Below are 16,949 nucleotides of genomic sequence, written 5' to 3'. Positions count from 1 at the left end.
ATATGAGGATCGAAAGTTTTGATCTTCTCGATTCTAAAGATAAATTTCATCAAAAAGCCCTGCATTGGTCGGGGCAATTTGATGAAATTTCTTTCTTTAATAGCAACGGCGCGCCTGACGAATGGGGAAGATTTGAGAGTGTATTGGCGGTGAAGGCCTTGCATTCATTTTGTGCCGATGATGATGTATTGGATCAATTACAGCAATTCTTAGTCAAACATCAATGCGAGTTTATTCCGGGATTTCTATCCTATGATCTTAAGAATGAGATCGAAAATTTACATACTAGCGCCACTGATAAGCTCGGATTTCCAGCTGCCTATTTTTTTGTTCCAACCATTACGGTCAGATGGGCCGCTAATCAAGTTCACATCCAAGCCGATGATCCAGTTGCGGTGTATCAGTCCATCTGCGGCACAGTAATCCCACAGATAAATGCCAACCCAGAGATAAAGATACACTCAAGGTGGACGAAAGAAGAATACTTTGCCGCCTTTGATAAGGTACAGCAACATATCCAGCGTGGTGATATCTATGAAGTAAATCTCTGTCAGGAGTTCTTCGCCGAAAATGCAGATATTAACCCGATGGAAGTTTATCTAAAATTGAATACTGTATCACCTACTCCATTCAGCAACTTTTTTAAAGTTGGCCATCATTATATCATGAGCGCTTCTCCAGAACGTTTTTTGGCGAAAAGACAAGGTAAACTGATTTCTCAGCCCATTAAAGGCACTGCCAAAAGAGGTGTTACAGCGTACGAGGATCAAGAGATTGTCAGTCGTATGCTCCAATCGCAGAAAGAGATTGCCGAAAATGTAATGATTGTTGATCTTGTCCGTAATGATTTAACGCGAAGTGCCCTTCCTGGAACTGTTGAAGCAACACGTTTGTTTGAAATCCAATCTTTTAAACAGGTACATCAGATGATATCTACCATCACCTGTACTCAAGATCCAAAGATGCCCAATATGGACGTATTTAGACATACATTTCCTGCGGGTTCCATGACAGGGGCGCCCAAGATTGCTGCTATGCGAATCTGTGATCAGATTGAAGATTCCAAAAGAGGTGTATATGCGGGTTCCATAGGCTATTTTGATACCTTACATGACGAATTTGATTTTAATGTCGTGATCCGCTCTCTCCTTTACAATCAGCAGGAACATTACCTCTCTTTTCATACAGGCGGGGCAGTTACCAACCAAGCATTAGCAGAACAAGAATATCAGGAGTGTCTTTTAAAGGCTTCTGCAATCTTTCATGCATTGAATACTAGTTTGAAATAATAAAACTATACTAATTTTGTAGAGAATATTTTTTGCTTCAACTATTTTTTCGAACTTTGTGCTGTTGACAACGCAAATCCCTATATCGATATACATACACATCGGCCTAATACTATACAGGACGGTTCTACACTATCTGTTGTAAATATAGCATTGAACCATAGTGAATCTATTATTAAAGGAGACTGCTCGATTGGTTTACATCCATGGTATATCAACAACAATACGGAAAAAGCATTGGAATTGATGCGTACAATGATACAAAACGCGAATGTTGTAGCATTAGGTGAATGCGGTCTGGACAAAAATAGCACTGTTCCCTTTGAGGAACAGCAACAGGTTTTGACCAGCAGATTCTATTGGCTATATTTTTCAGAAACCGCTGATTATTCATTGTGTTCGTGCTTTTCAGGAGATTCAGGCTTCTTTGGCAAAAGAAAAATTTCAACTCCCGGTTATCTTTCATGGTTATCGCAAGAATTGGATCTTAGCCAAACAGCTCATTGATAAAGGGTACTACCTTTCAATCGGTGTCCATTGTTTGGATGGCAGCCAGGATCAAGTCGTAAAAAATATTCCCCTTGCACATTTATTTTTGGAAACAGATACCGATACAGCAACGGAAATTGCTAACCTATATCAATATGTCGCTCAAGTTCGGTCTATTCCAGTAGAGATGCTAAAGCAGGCATTATATCATAATTATAAGATTGTATTAAAAAATGAAAGATTTAAGTTGGCTGTCACGCACTGAGGCATTGGTCGGTAGGACAGCTTTGGAAAAATTAGCGGATTCACACGTAATGGTTCTGGGGCTAGGTGGTGTAGGTTCCTTTGCTGCAGAATTTATCTGTCGTGCAGGGGTTGGTAAAATGACCATTATAGATGGTGATACAGTAGACCCATCTAACAGAAATAGACAACTCCCAGCTCTTGCAACGAACCATGGTGAAGCGAAGGCTGAAATCATGAGACAGCGTCTTTTGGCTATCAATCCAGAATTGGAGTTGACCGTGATCCAAGACTTTATTATCCCCGAAAAAATACCAGCTTTATTGGACATGAAACCTGACTATTGTGTGGAAGCCATTGATAGTATCACACCAAAGTTATTCTTCATCAGACTGGCACTGGATGCAAAAATGCCATTTGTAAGTTCAATGGGTGCGGGCGGTAAAGTTGATCCAACTAAAATTGAGATTGCCGATATAAGTAAGTCCTATAACTGCAAGTTAGCCCAGCATATCCGCAAAAATTGCGTAAACATGGTATCCGTGACGGTGTTAAAGTTGCCTTCTCAACTGAATTGCCAGACAAAAATCCTTGCTGTATACCGATGGAAGTAATTTCAAGAAATCGGCTTATGGAACAATGTCCTATCTACCGGCAGCTTTTGGCGGTGCGATTGCTTCAGTTGCTATTCGGGATCTGATGGAAAATGCTTAAATTGGTACTAAATAAACATATGCATAAATTATAAGAGCTACTCGCCTATGGGTTTGTAGCTCTTATTTTTGTTATGGATACGAGTGAGCTATCGACTCGTTACTCCTTTCATATCAAGACCTTTTGGTTTAATATGTTCCAATCTTTTCTTTAACGAATCCAATTGCGATTTTTCAATATTTCCGGTAGCGATAATTGTCCCCTCCTTTACTTGAGCTGTAATCGTCGGAAAATCCTTTAAAACCCGATTGACATCTCTGGTTAAAGTCGAATCCACCGCCCCCTCCACTATTTCATGATATTTTTCGCGTGCATCTTCTGGTTCCGGAAGATTGACCATAATATTGTTATGGATCGATTTGATATTTTCACCGCCGGCCAACTTTGTTTTCTCTTCAATAATCTGTTTCAATGAATCTGATCCTAATTGTCCGTTCAAGGTAACATTACCCGCTTCTACATCCACTGCTATGCCTTGGTTATCAGCTAAAGCTTCTTCAATTTTAGACTTTAACTTATCATCGGATTCTGGTGACCGGCATGAGTGAACAAAAGGTAAAACACCTAATGAAAATATCAAAAGTAAGTTGTTTAATTTCATCGTATCGTTTTATTTTCGTTCATAGTAAAAACAGTTAGATTGAGATATTGTTTAGCTTTCCTGTATTTTGGCGATTAATAGACTCCTGTAATTGTCTGATTTAGTTTGTTAAATAGAAAACTCTCCCCTACTTTTTTACTTAGAAGCAACTGACCTATAGGTGATACCGGTGAAATTGCAAAAACACTAATGTCGCCTATTTTCAAAGCACCAATACTAGTTGCAATAAAGTAAAGTCCTGCGTTGGTCTTGACAAGGCTCCCCAATTTGACAAAGTCTGTCACCTCGGCTATCGTTGCCTCAATATTGGTCAGCTGTAACAGGTCTTTATTCGCTTCCAGAAGCTGACCCTGATAGCGATTGATATCTTGTTGGATCATCTCGCGGGAAGTTTCATATTTGTCACCAGCGCTACTTTTTGTATCGTCATTACTGGAATCTCTAGCGGTTTCCAGAGCAGATTCAATCATCGCGATCCGATCATTTGTCCGTGCGATGGAAACTTCTAAAACCATCTTTTTTATATCAAAATAGCTATTTGTCATTCTGAAAAATAAGAAATATGTTTTATTCAAAAAAATATAAAAACAATAGGCTTAAGTTCAACAGTATAGAAAAAATTAAGCTGTAAAAAACATGAGTGGTATTGCAATAAAGTAAAAAATTACTACATTTGTGCACTGAAACACGGAAAGGTGTCAGAGTGGTCGAATGAGCAGTCCTGGAAAGACTGTATACGGGATGACTGTATCGAGGGTTCGAATCCCTCCTTTCCGCAAAATAAAGAGCAACTGTAGAAAGTTGCTCTTTTTTGTTTCGTAGAAACTCCTCTTCTTTATTCCTGAAAAAATTTGATAAAGCACACATACACATTTTTTGATTTTATCATGTAAACTTTTATCTACTGTTTTGGCGGCTTACTGTTTTAGCGCAAATAATTTAATCATTGTTTCACAATAAAAACAATTTATTACGTTATCTTTATTAGAGCGTAAATCGCATTTATCACATAAAAATTTATAATAGAAAAAATGGGAAAATTTGTAGTGAAAACAAGAAAAGATGGCGAATTCCAGTTTAATTTAAAAGCTGGAAATGGTCAGGTTATTTTGAACAGTGAAGGATATAAAACAAAGGCGAACTGTTTAAATGGGATTGAATCTGTAAAAAGGAACGCCCAGGATAATGATAAATTTGAAAGAAAGACTTCAACAAATGGGAAGCATTATTTCAACTTGAAAGCAACCAACGGCCAAGTTATAGGAACAAGCGAAATGTATGAAAGTGCGAATGGAATGGAAAACGGTATTGAATCTGTAAAATCAAACGCACCAGATGCAACGATCGAAGATCTTGATTAGCGAATAAAAAATGATTTGTATAATCAAGTGCAAGTAGAGCCCGATATTATATGTCGGGCTTTACTCATATCAGAACATGATAGGTTCCGCTTTCAGAAAGCAATAACACTTTTACAAATGCCGATCCCTCTCTGCTATTTCTAAATCATTAATACTCGCGTACCGTTTGCTCATCAGACCATTTTCATCAAACTCCCAGTTCTCATTTCCATAAGCTCTAAACCATCTTCCATCTTTGTTTTTATATTCATACTCAAATCGGACAGCAATTCTATTTTCGGTATGAGACCAATACTCTTTTTCAATTTATAATCCAGTTCATTCGCCCATTTTGTCGTTAGAAACTGGACGATCTCTTCCTACCATTGATAAATAGATGCCGATTTCGCCATTCGCTGTCTATCGTATAAGCCATGGACACCCGCTCAGGATTCTGGGAGTTCCATGCATCTTCAGCCATCTGGATCTTTTGTTTTGCCGTTTCCAATGTAAAAGGTGGCAATGGATGTTTCTGTTCCATAAATTTTAAATAATATGATTAACAATTTCTTTTGACTTCAGAACAAGTTCATTTGACCTAAAAAGCTGACTTTCAATAATAGCGCTTTCAAACAATAGATAGATATGCGCAGCCAATAAGCCCTCACCTAGTATTTCTGTGAAAAATCTTCTCAGATCATTTTTGTGAGACTGTATGACAGAAAGAATTGCACTTTGATTTTTTGAGAGCTCAGAAAGAATATTTAGGAAACTACAACCTCTAAAATTTTCTTTATTATTCATATGAATAATAAAATCAAATGCAGCCAATATGGATTGTTTATGGCTGACTGAGTCTTGCGTATATGCGCGGAGCTCCGAAAACCAAAAGGCATGTCTAGAGGTCAAAAAAGCGATGCAAAGATCATCTTTGGATTTAAAATGCTGATAAAAACTAGCTTTGGCAACCTTTGCCTCACTTATGATCTGATTTATCCCTGTGCTATTGTATCCCTGTTGATGGAATAATAAGGAGGCTGTATTTAAAACTCTCTCTTTCAGGTTATCCATTTCTTTAAAATTTTGTAATACAAAAATAGAAAACAATCATTAAACAGACAAGTCTGTCTGTTTAATGATTGTTTTAAATAGACGCATAAAAGATACCTGTCATAAAACAATACTAGCTGTAATTTGTCTTATATTCAGTCGGTTATGGTTGTTTTTTTGAAGTTATCACTATATATAAAATTAGCTGTAAAGAACTTTTATCAGCATTCTCAAAAACTTAATGTGCATTAAGTTTACTACTTAATCTAGATTATTCTTTAAAAGAGCGGCCTTATCTAATTTTATAAGTGAGAAAAATAGGTCGCGAATGTGGCCTATTGAGATTATCAAAGATTATCAAAAAATTAAAAAACAACATTATGGCAAGTTTTCCAATTCGTGATCAAAAGAAAGATCATTTGATTACTCCAGAAAATGCGGCTCTAGTCATTATTGATTATCAGCCAGTACAGGTTAATTCGATTGCCTCCATGGATAGGCAACTCCTTATCAACAATATTGTTGGGTTGGCCAAGATGGCAAAGCTCTATAATCTTCCTATCATCCTCTCCACTGTCAATGTGAAAACTGGTTTGAACTTTGAAACAATTCCCCAATTACGGAAAGAGCTTAAAGGGATACCTTCTTATGATCGTACGACAATAAATGCTTGGGAGGATGTGGAGTTTTTAAAGGCTGTTAAAGAAACAAAACGGTCTAAACTCATTATGACTGCCTTATGGACTGAAGCCTGCCTTTCCTTCCCTTCTTTGGATGCACTACAAGAAGGATTTGAAGTTTATCCGGTTGTTGATGCTGTCGGGGACTTCTGTAGCAGCACATGATGCCGCATTGCGCAGAATTGAACAAGCCGGAGGTCAGCCGGTTAGTGTTGCACAACTTTTCTGTGAATTACAAAGAGATTGGGCGAGAGCAGATACCGCCCATGGCTTTATGAATCTTTTATAGAAACTGGCGGAACTGCAGGTATTCAGTTTTCCTATGACAAAGCGGAATAAAGAATGGGTATAAAAACATTATAATGGTTAACAAGCTATCCCCAGGATAATCTTTATCAGCGATCCTGGGGATAATTGAAAATAGCTCAACGATTCCTGGCATCAATTAACTAACTTTATGTAAAAGAACCTAAAAAATGAAAAAAGTATCTAGCTATTTGAAGGTGATCGCTTTTTACCTGCTTACATTGCTTATTTTTGTTGGCTCATCTGCGATTACAAAACAGCTTCCTTCATCAGATCTGTTCTCTATAATCGTTGCATCCATCCTTACTTTTGCCTTGGTTTATTGGTTCGTTCGTAATGATAAAAGTACACTTTCCAAAAATGGACTAGGTTATAATAGAAAGAGTCTTATATACTTTACATCAGGATTTGTCATAGGTATGGTTATGGTCTTTATTATGACCGTGATTGTATTCAATTTTAGTAAGGTTACTTTTACCCGATCACAAACTTTCAACCCAAATATTTTTGGTGTATATATTCCTTTGTTTCTTTTTGTGGCTTGTCGTGAAGAGCTTGTCTTTAGAACATATATGCTTTGGAAATTAAAGGCAACTACTGGTTCTTTTATCGCAATGATTATTGTTGTAGTGATTTTCATTATTGAGCACCTTCTTGGAGGGTATACCGTTGTAAACGCACTTATTGGATCGGGATTAGGAGCGATCCTATTTGGATTTGCTACCCTAAGAACAGGAAATATTGCGTTATCAGCGGGGCTTCATTTTGCTTGGAATCTAACACATTGGTTATTTGGCTTCAAGGGAATACAGGTTTTTTCGTTGAAACAGTTCACAAAGGAACAGAACAGCAGGCTGAAACAGTCGCATTTATAGGCTATGTTGTTGCAATGACAATAGGCATCGGTGTAGTTTATCTATTCTTTAAACCTTTAAAACTGCGATTGGAAAAATAAAGAATCAACTAAAAATTATCAATACTAGGAATACGATAGAGTAGCCTTCATTATTTCAAAAGATCATTTCACACATCCAAAGCTTCTCCCCTGATCTATATAGCTTGCAACCTAGTCATAATCCAGCATCGGCATCGACTTCCGTATCGGGCTGCTCAAGTCTAAACGAGCTATTCCACCAGATATTCATAATCAGGTGGAACTCTTGAAGGGCAATATGCGTCTGAAACAGGCAGAGAGTCATACATTGATCGAGATCCAGATTCCTTTTTAACAACGATCGGCTAATTAACTTTCTGTTTCAAAGATAATTGTAATAAAAGAAGTTTCTAATGTGAGCGTCAAGGTCAAGAATGAATGCGTTTCGAAAATAAAACATAAAATATGTTATATATCAATATTTTATACCTATACTTGTAACATAATCAGGCTCCGCCTTTGCTTTTCTGAAATCGTCAAAGTTTCACTTTCCGCTCAGTTTTGCATTTTCAGAAGCTAATTTTGTTGTCAAAATAATAGGTGAAGTACCTTTTTTGAACTTGCATAAACCCAAGCCCATTAAAATACAAAACATCATTTCTTGTGAACAAATAGATTTATCATTGCAGGGATAGCAGTATCTTTTCAATAGGTTTAATAATGAATAATTTAATACTAATATATAATACAATGCAAGAAGGAACAGTAAAATTCTTTAACCAGACAAAAGGTTTCGGTTTTATTACACCAGCTGATGGTGGTGAAGACATTTTCGTACATGTTACCGGTCTAATCAATGAAGTACGTGAAAATGATAGCGTAACATTTGATGTAGAAAACGGAAAAAGGGCATTAACGCAACTAATGTACGTATCGCTTAATTAAGTAGAATACTCAATCTCGAAGTTGCATGGCGCATCTTCTAAGAAAGTGTAACAGATTACTGTTGCACTTTTTTTTTTGTTCCTCCCCTTATCAACTAATCGGTTGTTCCTTAGTTCTTTTTAAGCTTAAATCAACATTTCAAGATCCTTTAGTTAGATACGGGAAATTAGGGAGGTGTAATTTTTTTAGGACTATACGCAGATGGAAACGTCTTATTTGGAAAGGAATAGTACAAGATCGAATAAATCGTTGTCTTATGTAATAGAAACAAGACTGGGTTTAAAAAAACTTTTATATAATGTACTCAAATTCTATAATAAGCGTGAGAAAACCTGCTTCGGTTTTCCTAATTTTATCCTGTAATTAGAAAAGAAGATACTTTCAAGAAAAAATGGAATCATTGGATAAGGATAGGGAATTATTATTAGCCATTTCAACTGGAGACGAAAAAGCATTTGGTCGTTTATATGAAATCTATTATGCCAAACTGATCGTTTTCTTAAAGAAGTTTACCTATGAAGATCCTTCCAAAGCCGAGGATATCCTACAAGAGGCCTTCTTGCGCGTATGGCTATACCGCGATCGTATTCTTGAAATTGACAACTTCCAAGCTTGGCTTTATAAAGTCGTCAGCATGGAGAGTTTAACGTTCTTACGCAAGGAAGTCCATGCCAAAAACAAGGTTTCCCGACTTAAGTTGCAATACGACCAAGAGCTTCTGTCTACTATACATCTGCCCCGCGCAATGGAATTTGATGAGATCAAAAAGATTGTTTATCAAACCGTTGCCAGTATGCCCGATCAGCGTCGAAAAATATATTTACTTAGCCGAGAAGAGCATCTCAATTCCAAAGAGATCGCCAGCCAACTTGCAATTTCGACGAGTACCGTACATAACACAATCAGTACCGCCCTTAAGCAAATCCGGCAAGCTCTTTCGGATCAAGGCTATCCAGTTTCCTTTGGAATTCTATTGTTATTAAAAATATTTTAAAAAAATAATAATCCCCAATAGTAGTCCGTTCAGAAACTACATTCCTATAATCAAAGGGGGAATAGATTGCTTTTTCTTTAAATTTTATTAAACCAATATCATGCACCTAAACCGGATAGACTATCTATTGGAATGTTATTACCTGCAACAATTGACCGAAGCAGAGTGGTCTGAACTGCATCATCTTCTGTTACAGGATGATCAAGAGACGGTCGAACAGGCTTTTATTCGATTGATGGAGAAATATAACACCGATCAGGAGACATTCGCTCCATTGGAGACCAGCCAAATTGAGCGTATCCTAGCCATTGATAAAGTTCCTGAAACCGAAATAATAATGGGTGGTCCTACAGAACATAAATCCAATGTTTTCCAGCTCAGACTTGGGATTGCGGCGGCTGTAGCCTGTATTGTTCTCGTTTGTGGGATCTACTGGTATCAACCCGAATCTAAAAAACGCCATCTCAACGAACCATTGCGGCAGACTTTGAGCCAGGACATGATGGTGGCATGCTCAGTTTGCCTAACGGAAGAATAATCCAACTTGACAACAGCAGTGACAATAAAAATTCTTTAGCTGTGAGTGCTGGAGTCTCCTTGCAGTATGATAGCGCGCAGGCCGTTTATTCTCTGAGTCAACCTCAGGCCCAAGCGCAAAATATTTATCACACCATTGAAACTCCAAATGGAAGACGCTATCACCTCACGCTGAGTGACGGTACACAGATCTGGTTAAATGCAGGTAGCAAATTGCGCTTTCCAATTGCGTTTAATGGTGCATTACGCGAAGTTTTCCTGACTGGTGAAGCTTATTTTGAAGTCAGTAAAACCCACAGCTCCCCTTTCTGGTCAATATCAACAACAATGACAGCAAGATTGAAGTCTTGGGAACGCATTTTAACGTTTCCTCCTATCCCGAAGACAATGGTTTTGTGACAACCTTACTGGAAGGTAAGGTTCGTATTTTCAATAAACAGGCTGAATTGATTTTACAACCCGGTGATCGGGCTATTAGTTATGCAGATGGCTCTATACAATTAAAAAATAGGGCGATAAACAAGACTGATGTTGACTGGAAAAATAATTACTTCAGCTTTTCAGATGATAACATCGAATCTGTTATGCTGGAACTGGCGCGATGGTATGATATCAAGGTAGAATATCAGGGACCAAAATCAACGGCCACATTTTCGGGTAAGATAGGTAAAAACTCAGTTTCACCCAAGTCATGGAAATCATCGGTGGAGCCGATATTAAATTCAGTTTAGATACAACCGCTACAAACCGCAAAGTCGTCATAAAAACGGCTTATTAAACCTACAAACATAAAGATACTGTTCCCCTCAAAGGGAACAGTATGAGAATTATAAAACTAAATTTAAAACCAATTTTTAAGTATGAGACACTTTACCCCAATTAAGTGCCCTTTCAAATATGCGGATATGCATTTTTGGAAGCGGAAAGCATCATTGATGCTAACATTCAAATGTGGTGTTGTACTGGCAGGAATGAGCTTGCAGTCGATTGATACACTCGCATTTTCACAATCAGCAACCCACAACAATCAGCGTATTCTTCTAGTGACAGCACTCAAAAAAGTAGAAGGCAAAACCGGGTTGGTATTTTTTATAGATCTGCAGATATCAAAGATATTTGGGTGGTGGATCCCAATCTGATCAACAAGACCAATGAAGCGGTACTAGAGGAACTTTTTAGTCAGATACCATTCCAGTACACCATAAAAGGTAATACCGTTGCTATCAATAGAATTAACAAATTGAAGCCTATATCAGGTATTGTAAAAGATGCGAAGGGAGATCCTATTGCAGGCGCCAGCGTAACAGTTAAAGGTACGGCTAAAGGTACTTCAACGGGACCTGACGGTGGATTTAGTTTAGAAGTATCCGAAGGAGAAATCCTTTTGATCCGTGCCGTTGGTTATGAAATCCTGAAGTTCCGGTCGCCAATCTGGCGCAACTAAAGAATATTGTATTGAAACAGCAAACGCAGGTACTCGATGAAATGGTTGTAGTAGGTTATGGTACCCAGAAAAAAGCTGTTGTGTCCGGTGCTATAGCCTCCGTAAAAGGCGAAGAACTGGCCAAGTCTTCCTCTATCAATCTTTCCACCTTTGCTGGCCGTCTGCCTGGTGTGACAGCGATGCAAAATAGTGGTGAGCCGGGCGGTGATGGTTCTACGCTACGTATTCGTGGTATAAACTCCTTGTCTGGAGGCAATAGCAGTCCATTGATTGTCATTGATGGTGTGCCTTCAAGAGCAGGTGGTATCGACCGAATCAATCCAAATGATGTGGAAAGTGTCTCTGTACTGAAAGATGCTTCCGCAGCAATTTATGGCTCGCGCGCGGGTAACGGAGTGATCTTGGTTACAACCAAACAAGGCAAGATGGGTAAACCACGGTTCACCTACGATTTTACCTATGGTCTCCAACGTCCTACACGAACACCCAAGATGGCAAATTCGGCACAGTACACCGATATTATTAATGAAGTAACCAAAGTATATCCCGAAGATCCATCCCAATGGTCAGCGATATGGAAAGCACTTAATACAGGAACAGGTATCTATAAAGGCCCCTCGAAGACTATCGAAGCAACCTATACTCCTGCAGATCGACAAAAGTATATGGATGGATCCGATCCATTACGTTACCCAAATACCGACTGGTTCTCCGCTACAATGAGAGATTGGGCTCCACAACAACGCCATAATCTACAGATCACTGGCGGTACAGAAAATACAAAATACCTTGTTTCGCTGGGTTATTTGGATCAAGATGCTATTTATAAAAATTCGGCGACCTATTATAAACAGTATGACCTTCGGACAAATTTTGAATTTAAGCTAAATGATTACATTACAGCACGGCTGGCCATCACCGGTCGGGAAGAGTCTCGCAATTACCCCACACGCAGTGCCGGAACGATCTTTCGGTTCCTGGTCCGTGGACTCCCCACAAATATCGCTACATGGCCCAATGGTCTCCTGGTCCAGACCTGGAACAAGGAGCCAATCCTGTCGTTATTACCACAGGTGATACGGGGTACGACCGCAATACCAGAGACTATTTGCAAAACACGGGGTCCATTGATGTTAAGATCCCTGGAGTTAAAGGGTTGAAATTAACGGAACTGCCTCAATAGACAAGTATTGGGGCGTAGCAAAAGATGGGAAACACCATGGACACTTTACGACTGGGATAAAATAACTTTCGAGGCCGATGGTGTAACACCCAAGCTTACAGCACGTGTGCCTGCCGGAATAGAACGTAAAGCCCAACTTAGAGAGGCACAGGAAGATCAACTGGCAGTAAACCTTTCGGCTCTTCTATCCTATGACACAAGTCTAAAAGGGGACACAATATCTCCACTATCGCAGGATTAACACGTGAAAAAGTAACAAATAACGGCTTTTTGCCAATCGAATGGATTTCCCTTCCGCTCAGGTTGAACAATTAAATTTCGGTGACCGCGAGCGTCAGACAATGGGCAACGAGAATGTTTATGATAGAGCCCGCCTGAGTTATTATGGCCGGTTCAATTACAACTACAACGAAAAGTATCTTATCGAATTCAATTGGCGTGTAGATGGATCTTATGTTTTCCCCGAAGATGGGCGATTCGGGTTCTTCCCTGGAGTTTCTGCTGGCTGGCGTATCTCAGAGGAGAATTTTTTAAAAATAACGTTTCCTTTGTCAATAACTTAAAACTTCGGGCCTCTTGGGGGCAAATGGGTGCTGAGGCTTATTATGGCGGAAGTTTGCAGGAATATAAATATTTGTCCCTCATGAATACTGGGTCTGGTGTTTTCAATGATAGGGTGTTTCAAACACTCTACGAAAGTGATATTCCAAACCGTTACTTTACATGGGAAGTTGCCAACAATAGCAATATCGGATTGGAAGCATTGTTTTTAAATAACCGATTAAATCTAGAACTTGACTATTTCTATAATAAAAGGACAAGCGTTTTAACAAAAAATCCAGGGCAAATTCCCGAAAGCTCTGGTATTGCTGGTAATCTCCCTATTGCCAACCTTGGTAATCTCATCAATAAAGGCTACGAGTTTAAATTGACTTATACCGATAAAATTGGAGAAGTTACTTATAACGTCGGTGTCAATGGTGGTTATGCGCGCAATAATGTCCAGTACTCCAGTGATGTCGCCAATACGCCGCAACATCAGCGGCAGATTGGAAAGGTGACGGATTCATGGCTCGTTTATTTGTATGACGGCGTATTTAAAGATCAGGCAGCCATTGATGCGAATACAATAGATTACAGTGGACTTGGGCAAAATAAGCTTAGACCGGGTGACATGAAGTTTGTCGACTATAACGGGGATGGAAAAATCACAAGCGATGATAGGGTCCGTCTTAATCAAAATGGTAGTCCCACATTTACTGGCGGCTTTAACTTCGCTGCTCAGTATAAAGGATTTGACATAAGTGTGCTGCTGCAAGGTGCCACAGGAGGACTTCGGAGAATCGCCTCACTTGAGTCTGGCGCTATCGGAAATTACCTCGAATGGTCCTATGAAAACCGATGGAGTATCGACAATCCTAGCGACAAAGATCCCCGATTGACAAACCGATCGGATCAATATTATATGAACGATAATACCTATTGGATTAGGAGTACCAACTATCTGCGGCTCAAAAATGTTGAACTAGGTTACAATTTATCAGACGATTGGTGCAAACGGATCGGTCTCCATTCTGTTCGGCTTTACACGAATGGTATTAACCTTATCACATGGGATAAAATAAAGATATGGGATCCCGAATCAGATAATAGTGCCGGCGCATATTATCCACAATCCAAAATCATCAGTTTTGGTGTCAAAGTCGGTTTATAAACTTTAGTACAACATTAAAAGCATAATTATGAAAACGATTATTAAAAATAAATTCTTTTCTATCCTGATATTGGTGATCTTTCTTTCAACATCCTGTAAAAAGACTTTCTGAATGTTACTCCCCGCGATCGCTTTCAGGATGAAAAAGTATGGCAGGACTCTGTGCTGGCTGAAAAATTTGTCAGTGATATTTACAATGCATTTGAAACCAGTAATTCTGGTTTTACAGAGCAGATGCAGGCCTCCGCTACCGATGAAGCGATTTGGAATCACTCCGATGCCTTCCGTTTATTGAATATGGGAACTATCACGGGGCAACACTGGGCTGGGATGGCACATCGAGATGGTGGGAACGGATGTATGTCTACATTCGATTCAGCAATATTGCCATTGAACGCCTTTCCGATGCAAGCAAAAATGGAATCTCCAATCAATATTCAAAAGATAAACTCCTAGCACAGGCTTACTTTATTCGCGCTTATTGTTATCATCAGTTACTCCGTTATTATGGTGGCGTTCCGATCATAACAAGCAGTTACGACTATTCGGAGGATCCCAGCATTTATGAAATCAAACGGAACAGCTATGAAGAATGTGTCAACCTGATTGTCAAAGATTGTGATGAAGCTTCCAGACTACTTGGACGTAAAAAATTGGATAAAGGACGTGTCACAGCCCTCGCCATTTTAGCACTTAAATCCCGAATGCTCCTTTACGCAGCAAGCGATCTACATGACAATGCGAAATTGACAGCAAAAGTTACAGACCTGAGTGATTTAAAAGATAAACTACCTTTATTATGTTATATGAGTGGTTCCCAGCAAGAACGGTATAAATTGGCGCAGGCCGCAGCTAAAGCTGTATTAGATGCTGGAACTGGATATAAACTTAATCTTTCGGATCCAGTATCTGCTGCCGAAGGTCGGGCAAATTATAAAAGCATTGCCATGGGTGGCGGAAGTAAAGCTCCTGGTATCGATCCTGCCGCTGCGACTGATCTTCTTTTTGCACGTTATTTCATCATTGAAAGTAGCTCCTCACAGGGCCTGCATAATGGACCAAATGGCTACCGAAATTGGGGTGGTAACCAGCCCATTGGGTGGTTGGTGGATGATTATGAGATGGCGGACGGTAGCAAATTTAGCTGGAACAATCCCGCACAGAAATCTGCTCCTATAAAAACAGGGATCCGCGTTTTTATGCTTCCATTCTCTACGATGGTGCAGATTGAAACCCAGAGACAAATCGGGTTATGGATTTGATCCGGCCAATCAGATCCAAACCGGTTCCTACGATTTGATAATAGATGGGAAATTGACTAAAGTTTCTGGACTTGATACCAAGCAAAGTTCAATAGAACCACATAATGGAACCTGGACAGGTTACTATATTCATAAGTTTATTGATCCAGATCCTGATATTGTCGATGCTCAAGGAAGACAATTTGTACCTTGGCCCTATTTTAGATATACCGAAGCGGTGTTTAACTACATTGAAGCATGTATTGAACTGGGTGAAACGGCGCCAGCCAAAGATTGGTTAAATAAAATTCGATTCCGCGTCGGTATGCCTGCTATTACTGCAACGGATCAAAATACGTTGCGGGAAATATATCGACATGAACGCCGCATAGAAATGGCTTACGAACAACAGCGTTTTTTTGATGCGCGCCGTTGGTTGATTGCCGCCGAAACGCTGGGCCGTAAAGTGACGATCATCCAAGTCAATGGGACATTCAAACCCGGAAAATCACTCTCAGGCACTTATAGATATGATGAAACTATATACGATTATACCTATACACCTCAAGAATTTAATACAAGAGAAGATCGTGCCTGGAAAAATCAGCTTTATTTCTTACCACTTTCACGGGATGAGATCCGAAAGAATCCATTGCTAGTTCAAAATCCTGGCTACATTGAATAAATAGCAAGCTACCTTTCATTACACGGGGCATTTGGTTGACAAATGCCCCGTTTTTTCTTCCTTATCATCGTAATGTTCACTTATTCTACATCCATTACTATTGAAGCAAATAATGACCATCGACCCGAGTATAGCTTATTACCTCAGCAGATGCTGCTCTGTGTTGTTATAAATTTAATTAGTGATGGAATAATTTGAATAATATTATAGCGATCTAATTATGGATCTTTATACCGTTAGATATTTAGCTTGGCTGCTAGGTTTATCTTGATCATTTCATTAGTTTTGGTAGTGTTTCCCTGTCAGAAAGCGCTTTTTTAATCATCAATACAGTCCACTGGATGTTAAAAGGAGCCTAACAAAACAAAAAAGGTAATGACGCCTTGATTATTGTTGCTTTGCCGCTTTATTATTGTCAAACAGGTAAGTTCCGAAATTATAGGCCACTTGCTTGTCGTCTAATAAGGTAAGTTCCGCCATAAAATCGCCGTTTGGTAAATAGTTGCTAATTTTAAAATGATAGGTTTTAATTTGCGGTAATGTTGTTATGTCGAATGCTGGCTCATCAGGACTTCTGACAGAACTCATTACATATAGCGAAAACTGTACATCTTTTCCAC

The 16,949-nt window shown here is 39.1% G+C and carries 26 protein-coding genes, 1 tRNA gene and 2 pseudogenes; 22 read left to right on the top strand and 7 right to left on the bottom strand.

Features of this window, described 5'->3' with window-relative positions; all coding sequences use genetic code 11:
- Positions 1-2: 2 nt before the first annotated feature.
- The 5 genes and pseudogenes from KUH03_RS43845 to KUH03_RS43830 all read left to right on the top strand — a co-directional run bounded on the left by KUH03_RS43845 (position 3) and on the right by KUH03_RS43830 (position 2,735).
- Positions 3-1,289, top strand: coding sequence for an anthranilate synthase component I family protein (locus tag KUH03_RS43845; protein WP_257090838.1), 1,287 nt, complete (start codon positions 3-5; stop codon positions 1,287-1,289).
- A 153-nt stretch (positions 1,290-1,442) separates the two neighbouring features.
- Positions 1,443-1,625 (top strand): annotated as a pseudogene (locus KUH03_RS50085) (TatD family hydrolase); the annotation flags it as partial.
- 22 nt (positions 1,626-1,647) lie between these two features.
- The gene (locus tag KUH03_RS43840; RefSeq protein ID WP_306429900.1) at positions 1,648-2,043 is read left to right on the top strand and encodes a TatD family hydrolase; all 396 of its coding nucleotides are present in this window, start codon (positions 1,648-1,650) and stop codon (positions 2,041-2,043) included.
- The gene (locus KUH03_RS43835) at positions 2,012-2,635 is read left to right on the top strand and encodes a tRNA threonylcarbamoyladenosine dehydratase (RefSeq protein WP_257090837.1); all 624 of its coding nucleotides are present in this window, start codon (positions 2,012-2,014) and stop codon (positions 2,633-2,635) included. The genes KUH03_RS43840 and KUH03_RS43835 overlap by 32 nt, the downstream gene beginning before the upstream one ends.
- Positions 2,613-2,735 (top strand): hypothetical protein, encoded by a 123-nt coding sequence (locus tag KUH03_RS43830; protein ID WP_257090836.1) that lies wholly within the window; start codon positions 2,613-2,615, stop codon positions 2,733-2,735. Before KUH03_RS43835 ends, KUH03_RS43830 begins: the two co-directional genes overlap by 23 nt.
- An 88-nt stretch (positions 2,736-2,823) precedes the next feature.
- Here KUH03_RS43830 and KUH03_RS43825 read toward each other — a convergent pair whose 3' ends face one another.
- Both KUH03_RS43825 and KUH03_RS43820 read right to left on the bottom strand, forming a co-directional pair.
- Positions 2,824-3,336: a BON domain-containing protein gene (locus tag KUH03_RS43825; protein WP_257090835.1), complete on the bottom strand. Its 513-nt coding sequence runs from the start codon at positions 3,334-3,336 to the stop codon at positions 2,824-2,826.
- A gap of 74 nt (positions 3,337-3,410) precedes the next feature.
- Entirely contained in the window at positions 3,411-3,851 is a 441-nt protein-coding gene (locus tag KUH03_RS43820; protein WP_257090834.1) for a GreA/GreB family elongation factor, read from the bottom strand.
- 173 nt (positions 3,852-4,024) lie between these two features.
- On the opposite strand from KUH03_RS43820, the gene KUH03_RS43815 reads away from it, so the two are divergent.
- Both KUH03_RS43815 and KUH03_RS43810 read left to right on the top strand, forming a co-directional pair.
- Positions 4,025-4,113 (top strand) — tRNA-Ser (locus KUH03_RS43815).
- A 254-nt stretch (positions 4,114-4,367) separates the two neighbouring features.
- Positions 4,368-4,697, top strand: coding sequence for a YegP family protein (locus KUH03_RS43810; protein ID WP_257090833.1), 330 nt, complete (start codon positions 4,368-4,370; stop codon positions 4,695-4,697).
- A gap of 111 nt (positions 4,698-4,808) precedes the next feature.
- Here the strand turns inward: KUH03_RS43810 and KUH03_RS43805 are convergent, their stop codons facing one another.
- From KUH03_RS43805 to KUH03_RS43795, 3 genes are all read right to left on the bottom strand, one after another.
- On the bottom strand, positions 4,809-4,967 hold the full coding sequence (locus KUH03_RS43805) for a nuclear transport factor 2 family protein (protein ID WP_257097895.1): 159 nt from the start codon (positions 4,965-4,967) through the stop codon (positions 4,809-4,811).
- 67 nt (positions 4,968-5,034) lie between these two features.
- Positions 5,035-5,217 (bottom strand): nuclear transport factor 2 family protein, encoded by a 183-nt coding sequence (locus KUH03_RS43800; protein ID WP_257090832.1) that lies wholly within the window; start codon positions 5,215-5,217, stop codon positions 5,035-5,037.
- A gap of 5 nt (positions 5,218-5,222) precedes the next feature.
- A complete protein-coding gene (locus KUH03_RS43795; protein ID WP_257090831.1) occupies positions 5,223-5,747 on the bottom strand; it encodes a TetR/AcrR family transcriptional regulator in 525 nt (174 codons plus the stop codon).
- Between the two features lie 359 nt (positions 5,748-6,106).
- Here KUH03_RS43795 and KUH03_RS43790 point away from each other — a divergent pair, with 359 nt between their 5' ends.
- Both KUH03_RS43790 and KUH03_RS43785 read left to right on the top strand, forming a co-directional pair.
- Positions 6,107-6,571 carry an isochorismatase family protein gene (locus tag KUH03_RS43790; RefSeq protein WP_257090830.1) on the top strand — a complete coding sequence of 155 codons (465 nt, stop codon included), beginning with the start codon at positions 6,107-6,109 and terminating at the stop codon, positions 6,569-6,571.
- 311 nt (positions 6,572-6,882) lie between these two features.
- Positions 6,883-7,587 (top strand): CPBP family intramembrane glutamic endopeptidase, encoded by a 705-nt coding sequence (locus KUH03_RS43785; RefSeq protein WP_257090829.1) that lies wholly within the window; start codon positions 6,883-6,885, stop codon positions 7,585-7,587.
- 195 nt (positions 7,588-7,782) lie between these two features.
- On the opposite strand, the gene KUH03_RS43780 is transcribed toward KUH03_RS43785, so the two are convergent.
- Positions 7,783-7,911: a hypothetical protein gene (locus KUH03_RS43780; RefSeq protein WP_257090828.1), complete on the bottom strand. Its 129-nt coding sequence runs from the start codon at positions 7,909-7,911 to the stop codon at positions 7,783-7,785.
- Positions 7,912-8,336: 425 nt separating this feature from the next.
- Between KUH03_RS43780 and KUH03_RS43775 the strand changes: the two are divergent.
- The 13 genes and pseudogenes from KUH03_RS43775 (at position 8,337) to KUH03_RS43715 (ending at position 16,329) form a co-directional block, all read left to right on the top strand.
- Positions 8,337-8,527, top strand: a pseudogene (locus KUH03_RS43775) (cold-shock protein).
- Between the two features lie 395 nt (positions 8,528-8,922).
- On the top strand, positions 8,923-9,525 hold the full coding sequence (locus KUH03_RS43770) for an RNA polymerase sigma-70 factor (protein WP_257090826.1): 603 nt from the start codon (positions 8,923-8,925) through the stop codon (positions 9,523-9,525).
- A 100-nt stretch (positions 9,526-9,625) separates the two neighbouring features.
- Positions 9,626-10,063, top strand: coding sequence for a hypothetical protein (locus KUH03_RS43765; RefSeq protein ID WP_257090825.1), 438 nt, complete (start codon positions 9,626-9,628; stop codon positions 10,061-10,063).
- 41 nt (positions 10,064-10,104) lie between these two features.
- Positions 10,105-10,461, top strand: coding sequence for a FecR family protein (locus tag KUH03_RS43760; protein WP_257090824.1), 357 nt, complete (start codon positions 10,105-10,107; stop codon positions 10,459-10,461).
- A complete protein-coding gene (locus KUH03_RS43755) occupies positions 10,410-10,793 on the top strand; it encodes a FecR family protein (protein WP_257090823.1) in 384 nt (127 codons plus the stop codon). The genes KUH03_RS43760 and KUH03_RS43755 overlap by 52 nt, the downstream gene beginning before the upstream one ends.
- Before the next feature lie 204 nt (positions 10,794-10,997).
- A complete protein-coding gene (locus KUH03_RS43750) occupies positions 10,998-11,201 on the top strand; it encodes a hypothetical protein (protein WP_257090822.1) in 204 nt (67 codons plus the stop codon).
- The gene (locus tag KUH03_RS43745; RefSeq protein ID WP_257090821.1) at positions 11,186-11,506 is read left to right on the top strand and encodes a carboxypeptidase-like regulatory domain-containing protein; all 321 of its coding nucleotides are present in this window, start codon (positions 11,186-11,188) and stop codon (positions 11,504-11,506) included. The genes KUH03_RS43750 and KUH03_RS43745 overlap by 16 nt, the downstream gene beginning before the upstream one ends.
- Positions 11,507-11,517: 11 nt before the next feature.
- Positions 11,518-12,666, top strand: a complete 1,149-nt coding sequence (locus KUH03_RS43740) for a TonB-dependent receptor plug domain-containing protein (RefSeq protein WP_257090820.1) — start codon at positions 11,518-11,520, stop codon at positions 12,664-12,666.
- 30 nt (positions 12,667-12,696) lie between these two features.
- A complete protein-coding gene (locus tag KUH03_RS43735) occupies positions 12,697-12,930 on the top strand; it encodes a hypothetical protein (protein ID WP_257090819.1) in 234 nt (77 codons plus the stop codon).
- 40 nt (positions 12,931-12,970) lie between these two features.
- Positions 12,971-13,252, top strand: a complete 282-nt coding sequence (locus KUH03_RS43730) for a TonB-dependent receptor (RefSeq protein ID WP_257090818.1) — start codon at positions 12,971-12,973, stop codon at positions 13,250-13,252.
- A 23-nt stretch (positions 13,253-13,275) separates the two neighbouring features.
- Positions 13,276-14,403: a hypothetical protein gene (locus KUH03_RS43725; protein WP_257090817.1), complete on the top strand. Its 1,128-nt coding sequence runs from the start codon at positions 13,276-13,278 to the stop codon at positions 14,401-14,403.
- Positions 14,404-14,666: 263 nt separating this feature from the next.
- Positions 14,667-15,665 carry a RagB/SusD family nutrient uptake outer membrane protein gene (locus KUH03_RS43720; RefSeq protein WP_257090816.1) on the top strand — a complete coding sequence of 333 codons (999 nt, stop codon included), beginning with the start codon at positions 14,667-14,669 and terminating at the stop codon, positions 15,663-15,665.
- A complete protein-coding gene (locus KUH03_RS43715; RefSeq protein WP_257090815.1) occupies positions 15,631-16,329 on the top strand; it encodes a RagB/SusD family nutrient uptake outer membrane protein in 699 nt (232 codons plus the stop codon). The genes KUH03_RS43720 and KUH03_RS43715 overlap by 35 nt, the downstream gene beginning before the upstream one ends.
- Positions 16,330-16,716: 387 nt before the next feature.
- On the opposite strand, the gene KUH03_RS43710 is transcribed toward KUH03_RS43715, so the two are convergent.
- Complete coding sequence (locus tag KUH03_RS43710) at positions 16,717-16,917, bottom strand: hypothetical protein (protein WP_257090814.1); 201 nt, start codon at positions 16,915-16,917, stop codon at positions 16,717-16,719.
- Positions 16,918-16,949 lie beyond the last annotated feature (32 nt).

This window comes from Sphingobacterium sp. E70 (assembly GCF_019285695.1).
Taxonomy (GTDB): Bacteria; Bacteroidota; Bacteroidia; order Sphingobacteriales; family Sphingobacteriaceae; genus Sphingobacterium; species Sphingobacterium detergens.
This window is presented reverse-complemented; position numbering and strand designations above follow the sequence as displayed.

What these genes read in the sequence shown, in the direction of transcription:
- KUH03_RS43725 (WP_257090817.1), top strand. Translation starts at nt 13,276, where the DNA reads ATGGGTGCTGAGGCTTATTATGGCGGAAGTTTGCAGGAATATAAATAT.
- KUH03_RS43835 (WP_257090837.1), top strand. Translation starts at nt 2,012, where the DNA reads ATGAAAGATTTAAGTTGGCTGTCACGCACTGAGGCATTGGTCGGTAGG.
- KUH03_RS43800 (WP_257090832.1), bottom strand. Translation starts at nt 5,217, where the DNA reads ATGGAACAGAAACATCCATTGCCACCTTTTACATTGGAAACGGCAAAA.
- KUH03_RS43795 (WP_257090831.1), bottom strand. Translation starts at nt 5,747, where the DNA reads ATGGATAACCTGAAAGAGAGAGTTTTAAATACAGCCTCCTTATTATTC.
- KUH03_RS43750 (WP_257090822.1), top strand. Translation starts at nt 10,998, where the DNA reads ATGCTAACATTCAAATGTGGTGTTGTACTGGCAGGAATGAGCTTGCAG.
- KUH03_RS43820 (WP_257090834.1), bottom strand. Translation starts at nt 3,851, where the DNA reads ATGGTTTTAGAAGTTTCCATCGCACGGACAAATGATCGGATCGCGATG.
- KUH03_RS43790 (WP_257090830.1), top strand. Translation starts at nt 6,107, where the DNA reads ATGGCAAGTTTTCCAATTCGTGATCAAAAGAAAGATCATTTGATTACT.
- KUH03_RS43710 (WP_257090814.1), bottom strand. Translation starts at nt 16,917, where the DNA reads ATGAGTTCTGTCAGAAGTCCTGATGAGCCAGCATTCGACATAACAACA.
- KUH03_RS43780 (WP_257090828.1), bottom strand. Translation starts at nt 7,911, where the DNA reads ATGACTCTCTGCCTGTTTCAGACGCATATTGCCCTTCAAGAGTTCCAC.
- KUH03_RS43810 (WP_257090833.1), top strand. Translation starts at nt 4,368, where the DNA reads ATGGGAAAATTTGTAGTGAAAACAAGAAAAGATGGCGAATTCCAGTTT.
- KUH03_RS43785 (WP_257090829.1), top strand. Translation starts at nt 6,883, where the DNA reads ATGAAAAAAGTATCTAGCTATTTGAAGGTGATCGCTTTTTACCTGCTT.
- KUH03_RS43765 (WP_257090825.1), top strand. Translation starts at nt 9,626, where the DNA reads ATGCACCTAAACCGGATAGACTATCTATTGGAATGTTATTACCTGCAA.
- KUH03_RS43730 (WP_257090818.1), top strand. Translation starts at nt 12,971, where the DNA reads ATGGATTTCCCTTCCGCTCAGGTTGAACAATTAAATTTCGGTGACCGC.
- KUH03_RS43845 (WP_257090838.1), top strand. Translation starts at nt 3, where the DNA reads ATGAGGATCGAAAGTTTTGATCTTCTCGATTCTAAAGATAAATTTCAT.
- KUH03_RS43770 (WP_257090826.1), top strand. Translation starts at nt 8,923, where the DNA reads ATGGAATCATTGGATAAGGATAGGGAATTATTATTAGCCATTTCAACT.
- KUH03_RS43825 (WP_257090835.1), bottom strand. Translation starts at nt 3,336, where the DNA reads ATGAAATTAAACAACTTACTTTTGATATTTTCATTAGGTGTTTTACCT.